Source organism: Haladaptatus sp. DJG-WS-42 (assembly GCF_037198285.1).
In the GTDB taxonomy this organism is placed as follows: domain Archaea; phylum Halobacteriota; class Halobacteria; order Halobacteriales; family Halococcaceae; genus QDMS2.
The window spans coordinates 1,968,474-1,982,672 of record NZ_CP147243.1 but is presented as its reverse complement, the minus strand read 5'-3'; the positions used below and the strand labels follow the sequence as shown (position 1 = coordinate 1,982,672).

13 protein-coding genes are annotated in these 14,199 nt (G+C 59.0%); 9 read left to right on the top strand and 4 right to left on the bottom strand.

Features of this window, described 5'->3' with window-relative positions; all coding sequences use genetic code 11:
- Positions 1–16: 16 nt before the first annotated feature.
- The gene (locus V5N47_RS10770; protein ID WP_338727456.1) at positions 17–1,471 is read left to right on the top strand and encodes a UbiD family decarboxylase; all 1,455 of its coding nucleotides are present in this window, start codon (positions 17–19) and stop codon (positions 1,469–1,471) included.
- 16 nt (positions 1,472–1,487) lie between these two features.
- Here V5N47_RS10770 and V5N47_RS10765 read toward each other — a convergent pair whose 3' ends face one another.
- The gene (locus V5N47_RS10765; protein ID WP_338727455.1) at positions 1,488–2,387 is read right to left on the bottom strand and encodes a DMT family transporter; all 900 of its coding nucleotides are present in this window, start codon (positions 2,385–2,387) and stop codon (positions 1,488–1,490) included.
- Between the two features lie 131 nt (positions 2,388–2,518).
- Between V5N47_RS10765 and V5N47_RS10760 the strand changes: the two genes are divergently transcribed.
- Positions 2,519–2,977: a hypothetical protein gene (locus tag V5N47_RS10760; protein WP_338727453.1), complete on the top strand. Its 459-nt coding sequence runs from the start codon at positions 2,519–2,521 to the stop codon at positions 2,975–2,977.
- 27 nt (positions 2,978–3,004) lie between these two features.
- Here the strand turns inward: V5N47_RS10760 and V5N47_RS10755 are convergent, their stop codons facing one another.
- Positions 3,005–4,255 carry an aromatic ring-hydroxylating dioxygenase subunit alpha gene (locus V5N47_RS10755; RefSeq protein WP_338727452.1) on the bottom strand — a complete coding sequence of 417 codons (1,251 nt, stop codon included), beginning with the start codon at positions 4,253–4,255 and terminating at the stop codon, positions 3,005–3,007.
- A 280-nt stretch (positions 4,256–4,535) separates the two neighbouring features.
- On the opposite strand from V5N47_RS10755, the gene V5N47_RS10750 reads away from it, so the two are divergent.
- From V5N47_RS10750 to V5N47_RS10740, 3 genes are all read left to right on the top strand, one after another.
- Positions 4,536–5,063, top strand: coding sequence for an aromatic-ring-hydroxylating dioxygenase subunit beta (locus V5N47_RS10750; protein WP_338727450.1), 528 nt, complete (start codon positions 4,536–4,538; stop codon positions 5,061–5,063).
- A 271-nt stretch (positions 5,064–5,334) separates the two neighbouring features.
- Positions 5,335–6,438, top strand: a complete 1,104-nt coding sequence (locus V5N47_RS10745; RefSeq protein WP_338727448.1) for an extracellular solute-binding protein — start codon at positions 5,335–5,337, stop codon at positions 6,436–6,438.
- Positions 6,439–6,530: 92 nt separating this feature from the next.
- Entirely contained in the window at positions 6,531–7,130 is a 600-nt protein-coding gene (locus tag V5N47_RS10740; RefSeq protein WP_338727446.1) for an HD domain-containing protein, read from the top strand.
- Between the two features lie 29 nt (positions 7,131–7,159).
- Here V5N47_RS10740 and V5N47_RS10735 read toward each other — a convergent pair whose 3' ends face one another.
- Complete coding sequence (locus V5N47_RS10735; protein WP_338730291.1) at positions 7,160–8,308, bottom strand: ABC transporter ATP-binding protein; 1,149 nt, start codon at positions 8,306–8,308, stop codon at positions 7,160–7,162.
- A 189-nt stretch (positions 8,309–8,497) separates the two neighbouring features.
- On the opposite strand from V5N47_RS10735, the gene V5N47_RS10730 reads away from it, so the two are divergent.
- The 4 genes from V5N47_RS10730 to V5N47_RS10715 all read left to right on the top strand — a co-directional run bounded on the left by V5N47_RS10730 (position 8,498) and on the right by V5N47_RS10715 (position 13,177).
- Positions 8,498–9,100 (top strand): cysteine hydrolase, encoded by a 603-nt coding sequence (locus tag V5N47_RS10730; RefSeq protein WP_338727445.1) that lies wholly within the window; start codon positions 8,498–8,500, stop codon positions 9,098–9,100.
- Positions 9,101–9,145: 45 nt separating this feature from the next.
- Positions 9,146–10,288 (top strand): hypothetical protein, encoded by a 1,143-nt coding sequence (locus V5N47_RS10725; RefSeq protein WP_338727444.1) that lies wholly within the window; start codon positions 9,146–9,148, stop codon positions 10,286–10,288.
- An 85-nt stretch (positions 10,289–10,373) separates the two neighbouring features.
- On the top strand, positions 10,374–12,107 hold the full coding sequence (locus V5N47_RS10720) for an iron ABC transporter permease (RefSeq protein ID WP_338727443.1): 1,734 nt from the start codon (positions 10,374–10,376) through the stop codon (positions 12,105–12,107).
- Positions 12,108–12,196: 89 nt separating this feature from the next.
- Complete coding sequence (locus V5N47_RS10715) at positions 12,197–13,177, top strand: hypothetical protein (protein WP_338727441.1); 981 nt, start codon at positions 12,197–12,199, stop codon at positions 13,175–13,177.
- An 11-nt stretch (positions 13,178–13,188) separates the two neighbouring features.
- Here V5N47_RS10715 and V5N47_RS10710 read toward each other — a convergent pair whose 3' ends face one another.
- Positions 13,189–14,181, bottom strand: coding sequence for an alpha/beta hydrolase (locus tag V5N47_RS10710; RefSeq protein ID WP_338727440.1), 993 nt, complete (start codon positions 14,179–14,181; stop codon positions 13,189–13,191).
- Between the last annotated feature and the right edge of the window lie 18 nt (positions 14,182–14,199).

Genomic DNA, 14,199 nt, shown 5'->3' with positions numbered 1-14,199 from the left:
GAATCCGGGGAGCACGATGAGCTTCCACGACCTCCGTGGGTACATCGAGTTTCTGGACGAACAGGGCGAACTCAAGGTCGTTGACGGAGCAGACTGGGAGCTCGAAATCGGCGGGTTGACCGAACTCATGATAAAACAGCGCCCGTCTCCGGCGCTCCTGTTCGACAACATCGTCGGCCACGAACCGGGTTATCGGCTGCTTTCGAACGCGACGACCACCCCGCTCCAGTTCTCCGCCGGGATGGGATACGAGCCAACGAAAAGCAAGCGCGAGGCGATAGTCGCCCACCGAGACGCGAAAGTCACCGACCTGCCACCAACGACTCTTGTCTCGTCTGGGCCGGTACTCGAAAACGTCCACAAAGGCGACGACATCGACATCACCGAGTTCCCGGCTCCCCGGTGGCACGAAGACGACGGCGGGCAGTACATCGGGACGGGCTGTGCGGTGATTACCAACAACGCCGAAACCGGGGGCATAAACGCTGGCGTGTATCGCGTTCAAGTGCAGGGGCCGGACACGGTCACCGTGTACATCTCACCCGGGATGGACGGCAACCGGAACCGCAAATCGTACCTCGACCGGGGCGAGCCCGCGCCGATGGTCGTCTCGCTCGGCCACGCCCTCGACATCTTCTACGCGGCGACCCAACAGCTCCCCTCCACGGTCAATGAACTCGAATACGCGGGCGGGCTTCGCGGGGAGTCGGTCGACGTAATCGAAGGGGACGTCACCGGACTCCCAATTCCGGCGCACGCCGAACTCGTCTTCGAGGGGTTCATTTATCCCGATTCTGCGCTCGTTCCGGAAGGGCCGTTCGGCGAGTTCACGGGCTACTACGCAGGCACTGGTCACGAGGAAATCCCGATGACCGTCGAACGAGTGTACTTCCGCAACGACCCCATTAATCTGGGGTGGCTCCCGCTCCCGCCGCCCGCACAGGGGATGCTCGACATGCGCGCCGCCGCCACCTTATGGAAGGAACTCAAGAACGCGGGCATGCCCGGCGTCCAAGCGGTCAACTCGTTACCCGCAGGGCCGCGCTTTTTCGAAATCGTGTCGCTCTCGACGCAGTACGCGGGACACAGCAAACAGGTTGGCGTCCACGCCGCCTCCGGTCGCGGAAGCGGGTATCACGGCCGGTTCACCGTGGTCGTAGACGACGACATCGACGTGTTCAATCAAGACGAGGTGTTCTGGGCGCTCGCAACGCGGTGTGACCCGGCGACGGACATCCACATCATCGACGGCTGCTGGAGCACCACGCTCGACCCGACAATCCCCCCCGAGCGAAAAGAAGCGGGCGACCTGACGAACTCACGGGCGGTACTAGACGCGACGCGACCCTACCACTGGAAAGATGAGTTCCCGAAGGTCTCGCGTGCGCGCCCCGAACTCCTTGCCGACCTCCGCGAGAAGTGGGGCGGCTTGTTCGATGGGGTTGACGACCCGCATCGACCTGTGGAGTAACCGCACACAGTTTCCGTCACGTCGCGGTTATCAATCCAGCCCCGGCCACGACCAATAGCACGCCGAGTGCAAGCCACCGGTTTACCCCCTCGACGCCGCCTAAAAATCGGTGGGTGAACACGAGCGCGAACAGCGGCGCGGTTCCCACGAGTGGGTCAACAATCGTCACCGGACCGAGCGAGAGCGCGAAAAACAGCGAGAGCGTGCCAACGGCGGCCAGAATGCTGGCCACGAAGAAGTACCCGTAAACCCGCCTCGGCGCGACGAACGCTCGATTGAGTTCGCCCGCGTAGCGAACCCCCACATAGAGGCCGAACGTCACCAGCGCCGCTGTCTCGTTCAGCGCGGCGGCTTCGACGGCAGTGGCCGTCGTCACTGTGTACCCGTAGCGCCGAATCACGTTCCCGGAGGCGAAAGCAAGGGCCGCGACCAGCGGAAACGCCAATTGGGACAATTTCCACCCGCGGAGGTCCCCGCCTTTCGACAGCGAGAGGACGATAACGCCGACGACGAGAATCACGATTCCGAGTGACTGTACCGGCGTGAGCACTTCACCGAGCAGCACAACCGCCAGTATCGCCGAAAACAACGGGCGAACGTTCGTTCCCGCGGAGTTGACGCTTGCACCCACGCGCTTGACACCTGCATAGACGGAGAGGCGAGCGACCCCGGTTCCGATGACACCCCCCGCGAGGAACAGTCCAATTCCGAACAGCGACAGCCCACTGAACACGGTACCCAGTCCGACCGAGACGATGAGGAGGGTCCAGTAGAGCAGGCCGCTGAATCCGATTACCATGCCGGTGATCAACAGCGACGACCCCCCCGCCTCGAACCCTTTTTTCGCGGCGACTTGATTCGCGCCGAAGCAAAGCGCCGTGAGGATGGCGAGGAGGTACACCTCCGTAGCGACCATGTCGTGCTAGTCGCCACTGCGTTCGATAAAGATTCCGTGGCGAGGGCCAGAAACCTGACGCACCGTGCAACTGTCGGTGTCGGCCTATTCATTACAAATCATTATGCCCTTGTTCGCCCTACTCTCAGGCAATGGAATCGAAGGGGTCGCACTCGTTTCGCTCGCGAGAACCGGCGTTTACGATTACGGCGAATGGGCACGGCGTCGAACTTGCGGTCGTCGAGACGTACAACGGGACGCGACTGGAAATCGACGCCAGCGCTGGCGGGCGGATTTATCTCGACGCACTCGCCCTCGAAAGTCTGACCTGGCAAGACCCAACCAGACTGCTCGACATCGCTGGCGTTGCACTCCCTTCTGAGAAGAAACCGGCCACCTACGAGATACTCGACCGCCGTGACGGGGTGACGATTGCGAACGAGTACGCCTACGTGACGCTAACACGGGTGGTGACGGACGCTGGCCCGGCGTTAGAACTCGCCTCACCGAAACTCGGCTACGCCATTCACCTCGGCCCAGCCGAACTGGAAGCAATTTCGTACTACGATGACCGCACGTTTTCTACGTTCCTCGAAACGCCGTTCGGGTGAAAACAGCGTGTTTCAGGAAAAAGTCGATCAGTCCTGCGTCATGGTGTCAATCCAGTTCCGGTAGAAGTGAAGCTGGTTGACGTCGGTCACGCCGCCGTGGTCGTACGCCTCGCCCGGCCCCTCCCAGTCTTCGAGGAGGGAGGCCTCGCTTCCGTCGGACATCCCCATCGAGTAGTCGAGTTCAAGGTTTTTCGTTCGCGCGAAACTCGTCTGGGCAAGCTCTGCGATGCCATCGAGAATCGCGATGTCGTCAACAGTGAAGCCGCCGGAGGCACTCCGTGCGCCGACGCCCGCGTCGTACGCTTCCTGTTTGTACGCCTCAGGCGCGTCTTTCGGCAGGAGGAACCAGTTCCAAATCTCAGACCGCCCGGGAGCGAGAGGCTGCACCATCCGAATCGTCACGAACGACCGGGGCGGCTTGTTCGGGTCATGTGTCGTCGAGCCGTGGTGGAAGGTGAAGTTCGGGAAGACAGTAGCGACCGTCGTATTCGACTCCTTTGCAAGCGTGAGCTGTGCATCGGTCAGCCCGTCCGGGGCAAACGTTTCGACGATTTCCGGCGGGTAGCCCCAGTACCAGTCGGTGTCGTGAATCTGGTACATACTCAGCGAAAGCGCGTCACAGCAGATGGCGAGCAGCGAATCGTCTTTCTGTTTTGTCGCCGACTGCGAGCCAATCCCCGTCGTCATCGCAGACCGGTGAGCGACGGGGAGATGGTAGTTGTCACCCGCGCTGTTGTCAGCCAGCGACTTCCAGTCGATTTCCGTCTCCCAGCGCTCCGGTTCGCCCACGACTTCCAAGTCGATGAGCCCGAAGATGAGGTCGAGATACCAGCGTGCGTCGCCAAGGAATTCTGCAAGCGATGGTGCGTTCGGGTCGAGCGAGGCGAAGATGAGCCCGTGATAGTTCGAGACGTGGGGCGGTTCGTGTAGGCTGAACTCGGCTAAATCGAGGTGGCCAAAGCCCTGTTGTCTCTTGGGGACACCAACCAGCTCACCCGTGTTCTTGTAGGTCCACCCGTGGTACGGACACCGGAAGTGTGAGGTGTTTCCCTTCTCGCTGCGACAGAGCTTCGCCCCGCGATGGCGGCAACTGTCGAACAGGACGTGAATGTCCTCGTGTTCATCACGGACGAAGATGAACGGGTTCTCTCCGATATATCTGAGCCGATAGTCACCTGGTGAAGCGATTTCGGACTCGTGGCCGACGAAGATCCACGACCGGCCGAAGATACGGTCGAGTTCGGCGCGATGGAGGGCATCCGAATTGAATATCCGCAAGGGTACTTTCCCGTGATCAAACCCCAACTGAACTGCCGACACTAATTCATCGGCTTCCGAGCTGTGGGTCGGCTGCTCGGCTGTCACCTTATTTGTACTCACCATTATGGAAGATTTCGGAACAGAAGTATTAAAGGTTTGTAGCAGTCGGATGTGGGCGTTCGCTCAATCGTGTGATTTCGACAGCTGGCAGGGCTGTTGTTCGCCTGCTCAGGCCTGCAAAAACCGAGAGAATCCGGGCAACGTATAGCTTTATTATCGGATGGACTGAAAATTAACCATGGTTACGGAGCCGGAGTATTCCGCAGACGAACTTGCGGAGCTGCGACGGTATCACCAGTGCCGCCGCTTCCTGTACGACGAGGCCGCCCTCCTCGACCAATTTGAGCTGGAGGCGTGGCTCGATTGCTTGACCGAAGACATCGACTATCGGGTGCCGATTCGGTTGACGCGAGAGCGGACAGCAGCGCCGTTCAGCACCGATTCCTATCACTTCAAGGACGATTTTAGCTCGCTGCAAACCCGAGTAAACCGGGTGCTGACCGAGTACGACTGGTCAGAAAGTCCACCGTCTCGAACCAGACGATTCGTCACGAACCTCCGGATTCTCGAACACCGCGAAGACGAAGTAGATGTGGCAAGCAATCTCCTCCTGTTCAGAACGAGAGAAGAGCGCAGACACCCCGAACTCATTTCGGGAAAGCGCCACGACACGATTCGATTCACAGCCGAGCCACGGTTAGCCCGCCGAACCGTGTATCTCGACCATACGGTTCTCGGCTCTGACCGCCTCTCGATTCTCCTGTGACGAGTTTCACCTCGTGAGTGGTTGTGGACGGAGAGAATTTGCCCATTTTAGTCACGGGTTCACATTTGAGAAACAGAAACACCGGGCCGAAAAACACACCCACTCTCAGTTCCTAAAGTGTCGTTTAGCAGTGTGTAGCGCGCTCTAGACGCGCTTTTGAGTGTGCTAGCACGTGTAGGATTACGGAAAATTATAAGCTCATTGAGTGCTATTCTCTAGCATGGCGGATAGTCAACCGAATAGTACTCAGAACCGTCGAACATTTCTCAAAATGGCCGGGATGTCGGGTTTCACACTCGGACTCGCCGGGTGTTTAGGTGGCGGGGGAACCCAGGATGGGAACGGCGACACTGGCGATGACATCACTACTGACACTGCGATGACCTATCGTGAACGGGTCCTCCAGATGGCAGAAGAGGAAGGCTCAGTCACCATCCACACGTACACCCCAGAGGACGTCTTCCGCAGAGAGGTGTTCTCCCTGTTCGAAGCACAGTATCCCTGGGCGGAGCTGTTATACAACCCGAATGCAGGTTCAGCTTCGCTTTCACAGGCGAACACCCAAAAGCGGGCGGGCAGGCTCGAAATCGACATCGTCCAGTCTGACTTTTCGAGCGCATTCGCTCTCGACCCGGTCGAGTTCTATCGCCCGATCTCCGAGATGGAGTTAGTGACGGAAGCCATCGCAAACGAAGATTACAACGAAACGGCCGCAGGAACGTACTCGATTCCGTTCCAGGCGTTCCCCATCATCATCTACTACAACCGGAACCTGGTCTCCGAACCACCGACCAGTTACATGGATCTGACCGACGAACGGTTCAGAGGGGACGTGGCGATGCAAGACCCATTACGGATGTCCGGTATCGCCACGGCGCTCGGTGGGCTCTATGTTGAGTGGGGCGAGGAGATGTTCGAGGAGTTCATCACCGGCCTCGTTGCCAACGACGCCAGATTCGTCGACAGCGCCAGTGAAGCATTCCGGTTAGTGGCACAAGGTGAGATTGCAGTCGGGTACGGCCACATCAACGACCCGGTCAACTCGATGCTCCAGGGCGACTCGCCGATTGAACTCGCGTGGGACGCCATGGACGTCGTGATGCAAGTCGTGTTCCCTCTCTGGCTGTTCAACGACAGCCAGAATCCAAACGTCTCAGAGCTGTTCGGGGCGTGGATTGTGTCCGAAGAGGGCCAAAACGCCATCGTGGCGTCCGGGCGCTGGCCCGTCCTCGGCACCGCACTCCAGGCGGGATACGGTGAGTTCGTCCCGGCGGATGCGGTCATCAAGGTCGCCGAATCGGTCAATCAAGAAATCATCACCGACCAGGACAAGTGGCGGGAGTACTACGAAGGGCTGTTCGGCCGGACGTCGTAACTCCCACGGCCTCGTTTTTTTGACAGCGCGCAATGAGCCTCGGTTGACGACCAGCGAATCTATTCGTTCGCTCCACCTACCATCACCTTGCGATGACTGCAGCAGTGAGCAGCAAGGCAGCGAGACAGGAAGTCGAAGCGGCGTTTCCGGAACTGGCCGAAATCGCCGACCCAGTACTCAGAGCGCAGGTGACGGACGTGTGGACGAAGACCTATCTCGAGAGCGACTACGAGTCATTGGATGCCCTCTTGTTCGGCGGCGGCTTCGAGGAAACCGACGCAAACGAGAGGCAGGTCTCACACACCCGTGAAGTGACACGGTGTGCCCTCGCGCTCGCGGACACGCTTGTCGAAGGGCGCGAAATCGAAATTCGGCGCGATGACGTTGTCGCGGGTGCGTTGCTCCACGACATGAGCAAACTCCTCGAAACGTCGTCCGCTGGCCAGACGTGGACGGAACTCGGAGAGTTGATTCCACATCCTCACTTCGCCGTTTCCCTCTTAGAAGACGCAGGCATCTCTCGACACATCCAACACATCGTTCTCGCCCACACGTATGGGTCAACGCCACAGCCAAAGACAATCGAAGCACACCTCGTCATGGTCGCAGACCTCGTCTCGGCAAACGCAATCTTCTGGGAACACGAAGGAGAGATACACTTCAACCTCGTTGGAAGCCCGATTCGAACGTGATATCCGAAAAATAGCCCGTGAGCAGTGTGTTAGACTTCTGCGATGAGGTCTGCGTGCTCGGGGAGAATATCGATCAAGATGTCGTCGCCATCCGCGAACTCGCGGTCTTGTGTGTTCACCTTGATGATGAGTCCGTTGAGGTCAACCATCGTCAACGTGAACAGCCCGCGGTAGTACGACTCGATGACCGTTCCTTCGTAGGTATTCACCTCCGATTCTTGCAACCCGTCACCGAGATCGATTGTGTTCGCGGTGTCCGGCGCGGAGCCAGTATCCGAAATCCCTCGCAGCGTGATGTTCTCTGGGCGAACGGCAACCGAAAGGTTCCCATCAATGGCGTTTCCGTTGTGACTGCACCGAATTGAGAACGCGGGCGTTGCGCCCTTCACCTCACAGAACGCCTCGCCGTCGTTCGAGTGGAGGAAATCCACGTCGAAGATGTTCACGTCGCCGACGAAGTTCGCCACGAACGTAGATTGTGGGTCGTTGTAGATTTCTTCGGGGGTTCCTTGTTGGACGACTCGCCCCTCGTTCATGACGATAATCGTGTCCGAGATTTCGAACGCTTCTTCCTGGTCGTGGGTCACGTACACCGTCGTAATCTGGCGTTCTTTGAGCACCTTGAGCAGCTCTTTTCGCATCCGTTGGCGCTGGTTCAGGTCTAAGTTGCTCAATGGCTCGTCCATGAGGAGCACTTCTGGCTCGTAGGAGATGGCGCGCATGAACGCAACGCGCTGGCGCTGCCCCCCGCTCAACTCCGATGGATAGCGGTTTCCCATCCCTTCGAGGGCAGCCAGTTCGAGTAAGTCTTCGATGCGTTCTTTTCGGTTCTCTTTCGGGTACTTTCGTCCCTTGAGTGCGAACGAAATATTCTCAGATACCGTCATGTGCGGCCACAGCGCGTACGACTGGTACATAAACCCGATTTCTCGGTGCTCGGGCGGAACGGTTTTGTTCGGCTCTGAAACAACCGTGTCAGAGAAGAGAATTTGCCCACCGTCGATCGGTTCGAGTCCGGCGATACATCGCAACGTCGTCGTTTTCCCACAGCCGCTTGGCCCGAGTAGCGTGAATATTTCGCCGCGATGCACCTCGAACGAGACGTCGTCTACCGCTTTTATCTTTTGCCCACCACTCTGGAAAAACTTATCAACGTTTTGAAGCTCTATGATCGGCATGACGGTTGTTATCACGTAACGTAATGTACTTCAATCATATAAATGCATCTTCAGAACACTCACGTCATCCGGAGGTTTCGGCCACAAGGGCGCATTAGCTCCCAGTTCTCTCTTCTTTCGACTGGCCTGTGAGCGCCGGTCAGTGGGCGGAGAGGAGCGTTTAACCTGATACGACCCGAATGACTAGCCATGATTTCGGACCCGGTGTTGGTCCTCATCGACCTCCAGAAGGATTTCTGCAAGCAAGTCAGCCAAGACGGCACGGTATTCGAAGCCCACCCAGTGTTGCAACCGAAACTTGAGAATGTTCGGGCGTTTCTCGACCACTACAGAGCCTCGGGGCGAACCCCCATCTTTGTCCGGACGATTCACCACGACTACACCGTCTCAGACGAGTGGAATCGACGGTACGACCGCCCTCGGGGGATGGTCTGTCGCGCTGGAACGGAAGGAGCCGACTTCGTCCCTGAACTCGACGTGCGAGCCACCGACCCAGTCGTCACGAAACACCGGTACAGCGGCTTTTTCCAGACCGACCTCGACCTCTATCTCTCGACCAACAACGTCTCCCACGTCCTCCTCGCGGGGGCGAGCACGAACGTCTGCGTCGCAAGCACCATGCACGGGGCATACAACCGCGACTATCGGGTGACACTGCTCTCAGATTGCTGTCTGTCGCTCGAGTCAGAGCTTCACGAGGCGGCGCTAAAGACCGCACAGCAATACTTCGGCGACGTTCGAGAGAGCAGCGACATCGCGTTACCTCCGCTCACACCGCCCGAAACCGTGTGAAACAACCGATAGCAAATATATCTCCCCGGTGCGTCATAGTATAACATGGTTCGAATCATCCCTGAGGAAGCCATTCGCGAGCATCTCAGACTCGCCGACAGCATCGCCGCGCTGGAGACGCTGCACGAGGAGTTCGCCGCGGGGCGAGCGGCGACGACGTTCATGGAAACCATCGAGAGCGCACCCGCGAATCCACCGGCTGAAGCCACCAAACCGGCGCTCCACCAGCTCACGACGATGGCTGGCGTCACCGAGGCGTTCGGGGTTGGTGCGGTCCGTATCAACTCAGACATCAGCCACTGGCCGATTCGAAAGGGCGGCCGCGTGAAAGAGCGGATTTCGGACGCTGACGGACAGTACAACGGCGTCATCGCGCTGTTCAGCACGAACACCAGTGACCTCCTCGCGTTGTTCCCCTTCGCCGTCGTCTCGGCACACCGCGTCGCGGGAAGCAGCGTGCTCGGGTCGAAATACTTTGCAAACGAGGATGCACGGACGCTCGCTGTCCTCGGCTCGGGGTGGCAGGCGACGTGGCATGTCCAGGCCTACGACGCGCTGTTCGACCTCGATGTCATCAAGGTGTTCTCACCGACACACGACCATCGCACGGACTTCGTTGCCCGGCTTGATGAGCGCGTCTCGGCAGACGTGGTCGTCGTCGACACCCCACAGGAGGCCATGGCCGGAGCCGACATCGTACAGTGTGCGACCAACTCCTCGGGGCCCGTCTTCGAGTTGGACTGGCTCGAACCCGGCATGCATGTGAGCATCATCAGCCACCAAGAGGCCCCGAAGGGATTTTTCACCTCGGACGCGCTCGACGCATTCGGGACGAACTTCCCCGGCGTCGTCCAACACCGCCTCCACGGAACCGAATACAGCCAACAGGAGTTCTACCAGAACACGTGGAACACCTACGTCACCGAGACCGCCCACCCCGTCCCCCGCCTCGAATACTACCGCAAGGCAAGCGAACCGGCCGACTGGGGGAAATCTGCCGTGACGCTCGCGCAGTTGGTTGGCGGGGAAACGGTCGCCCGAACGAACGCCGACGACATCACCGGCTTTTTCGTCGCGGGCGTCCCGGCCGACCTGTCTGCGGTCGGGTCGGTGCTCTATGATATCGCCGAAGAACTCGACCTCGGCGTGACGCTCGATTCCAGCCTGCTGAAACAACAGAACCGCTGACCAGAGAGGTGGTCGATGCGATGTCCGGTCAGCACTCTTTAAGAAACATCTATGTGGATTGCTATACAATACCATACGTTAGGACATGAGTTTGAGGGACATCGCCGGGCTTCCAGAGCGTTCGATAAGCAGACAGGATGTGAAACATCTGCCCATGGCCATCACGCTCTTGGTATTCATCGCGATTATCGTCCTCTTTGCGTCGATTTTCATCGGGACGCTGTTCTTCTCGTTCAACAACGACCAAGCCGTGAACATAGAGACGTTCGAGCGCGTGTTCCTCAACCCCGAAACCTACCAACTTCTCTGGACGACACTGCTTATTGGCGTGCTCGGCGGCACTGTCTCGGTGGTCGTTGGCGGAACGTTCGCGTGGCTTGTGGTGCGAACGAACGTCCTCGGGAAACGATGGCTCAGAGCCGGAATTCTCCTCTCGATAACCGTCCCCGGCGTCGTGCGGGCAATCGGGTGGATTCTCGCGTTCTCTCCCCGAATCGGTTTCGTCAACATCTACAGTCAGAAACTCCTCGGATTCACGTTTTTCAACATCTATTCGTTCTGGGGCATCGTCTTCGCCATTGGCTTCGGTGGCGTCCCGTTGGCATACATCATTTTAGAGCCCGCCCTCAAACACATCGGTGCTGAACTCGAAGAGGCGTCACGAATCTCGGGTTACGGCCCGCTCACTACGTTTCGGAAAGTCACCATCCGTTTGATGGCTCCGGGACTCATCTCCGTGTTCCTCCTCATCACCCTCTACGGCTTTGGCAACTTCGAGTACCCATTACTGTTCGGGTCGGTACAGGGCGGGCTCCAGACCCTCGCAACGCGGATTTACTTTCTGATTACGCGACGGGCGGTTCCACAGTACGACGAAGCGAGCGTCATCGCACTTATCTACCTCGTGGTCGCGCTCGTCATCATCGCCATCTACCACTATGTCACCCAACGCACCTACCGGTTCGAAACCGTCGGCGGGAGCGGCGTGACCCACGCCCCAATCGACCTCGGCCGGTACAAGTACCTCGCCACGTCGTTTTGCTTTTTCATCTGGTTCGTCGAGTTCGTGATTCCGATTCTCACGGTGTTACTCATGTCGCTGTCGCCGAATCTGAGCATCATCCCCGGGCTGACCGGCCCGCTCACCGCCGTCACGTTCCGGAACTACGTCGAGATATTGGGGACGAGCACGCTCGGGAGAATCGCCATGAACACGTTGTTCGTGGCGACGGTCAGCGCACTCGGCACGACGCTGCTTTCGGTGTTCATCTCCTACGCCATCCTCAAGACGGGCTACTCGTTCTCTCGAATCGGTGATTACATCGCCACGCTCTCGCTCGGAATTCCGCCAATCGTCTACGGGCTTGCCATCTTCTGGATGGTGTTCATCGTCCCCGGTTTCTCCACCATCTACGGGACGATTTACCCGCTCGTCATCGCCATCGTGTTCCTCAAGATTCCACACGCCGTCCGCATTATCTCGACGAGCCTCATCCAGATTTCCGACGAACTCGAAGAGGCCGCCCAGATCGTTGGCTGGGGCTGGCTTGCGAGATTCCGCAGAATCACCTTGCCGCTGCTGGCAGAAGGGATCGTCAACTCGATGCTGTTCATCTTCGTTGAGTCAGCAAAGGAACTCAGCGCCATCATCTTGCTCCTGACCGCCGGGAACTACGTCCTTTCGGCGCACATCCTGTTACTGTACGAGCGGGGTGCGAGCTTCCTGCCACAGATTTCGGCAATCTCGATGCTGTTCATCATCGTACTCACCATCTTCATCCTCCTGTCGCGGTGGGTTGGGAGCTCTCGCAGCTACTGAGTGCCACCCACCGCAGACGACCTCCGAGTGCTGGCGAACCCACTGGGAGCGAGACGAGTCTATTTACCCGTTCGCGGCGATTTTTACCTATGACTGTCGAGCTGACGATGGCCACTGGGGAATCAGACCGGATTCGCCCCATCCACACGGGAGCGGTAACGCCCAAAGGAATCGACCTTTCGCCGGTCACGCGCCCGCTGCCCGTCCTCTTCAGGGAGACCGTGAAATCGGCTACGTACGACATCGTGGAGATGAGCTTTGCGACCTACATCATCTGGGCGACGCGCGGGGACTGTCCGTACGTCGGCCTTCCCGTGTTTCCGTCACGCATGTTCCGTCACTCAGCGATTTACGTGAATGAGGACGCAGCGATTGGAGACCCCGCAGCCCTCGTGGGGAAGACCGTCGGAATTCCCGCAGAGTATCAGACCACGGCCGCGGTCGTGGTTCGTGGCTTGCTCGCCCACGAATACGACGTTCACCCGAAAGACATCGACTGGGTGACCGCGAGAGAAGAACGCCTGCCCATTTCCCTCCCTCCGGGCGTCGAAAAACGCGTCGCCCCCGAGGGCGCTGACTTTGCGGCGATGGTCGCACGCGGCGACCTCGACGCGCTCGTGTCACCGCTCACCCCGGAGACGCTGGGGCGCGGCGTCGAACGGTTGTTTCCGAATTTCAAAGCAGTGGAAGCGGCGTACTACCGACGAACCGGCCTCTTTCCCATCATGCACGCGTTGTTGCTCCGCCGCGAGGTGTACGAAGAAAACCCGTGGATTGCCACCAGCGTCTACACCGCGATGGAGGAAGCCAAAGCCCTCGCAATCGAGCGCCTTGACACGTCTGCGGCGCTCCCGGTGACGCTTCCGTGGCTCATCGACCACCTACAAGAGACGCGAGCCATACTGGGAGAGAACTTCTGGCCGTACGGGTTCGTCCCGAACCGCGCCGACATCGAGATGATGTGCCAATATATGGACGAACAGGGGTTGACGCCGCGGAAAGTAGCTCCAGCCGACCTGTTCGTCGACGAGTTGCGTGAGACGGGCGACAGGCCACCTGCGAGCGGCTGACACAGAAGTGGCTACGAAGCGTCCCGGTCGCTCCAGTAGTCGATGAACGCCGTCACGACACTGTTGAACTCGGTCGGGTGTTCACGATACGGGAAGTGGCCACAGTGGCTCATGAGGTGAAACCTGACCGGCGACCCGGTTGCCGACAGCATATCGAACAGCCGAATCCCCGCGGACATGCGCACGGTAAGGTCGTTTCTCCCCCACACGATGAGCGTTGGAAACTGGTACACACCTTCATTGATGCGACGGTGGGTCTCCGCCATGTGTTCGCTGACCGAGTGCATCCACGTGTCCGCAAAGCCGTGGAGCGCGAAGAGGTCTGGGTCGGTGCTGAGCTGTTCCATGACCGCGTGGCGCGCTGCTGCCTTTGGCTGGCGCATCATGTACGCAGCCGCGTTCACGTACTCGTCGGTGATGTGGTCGGTGTTGTACGAGTACATCTCGGCAATGTAGCGGAACGTGTCCTCGTGGAACGTGGGCGAGGTTTCATCGGTGGGCAGCCCTCGTTTCAGCCGGTGGCGACGGAAGTTCACATCACCGGGGCCTCTCGGCGAGAGCGTGGCGCTGTTCGCGCTGATAATCGTTTTGACGCGGTCAGGGGTTTCGACTGCGATTCGCCCGGCAAGGCCGCCACCGCGAGACGACCCGATGAGGTGGTATTCGTCGAGTCCAAGGTGGTCGATGAACGCGAGAATATGGTCGAGTTCGGTCTGATAGGTGTACGCTGCGGGCGTCGCTGGGTTGTCGGTCATTCCGGAGGCGATTCGGTCCGGGGCGATAACGTGAAACCGTTCGGCGAGCGGTTCGATGTTCAGCGACCAATCGTTCGCGCTGAAGTGTGGGTCCCAACTCCCGCCGTGCAGGAGGACGATGGGCTCTCCCTCGCCGTATTCGTAAAATCGCGTCCGAATCCCGTTCACCTCGACAAATTGGTCTGCTAATCCCGCGACGGACGCGCTCTCGGCGCGTGGCCCACGGCTGGAGGGACGCCTCGCTGTCATCCTAGCACATAGTTGGAC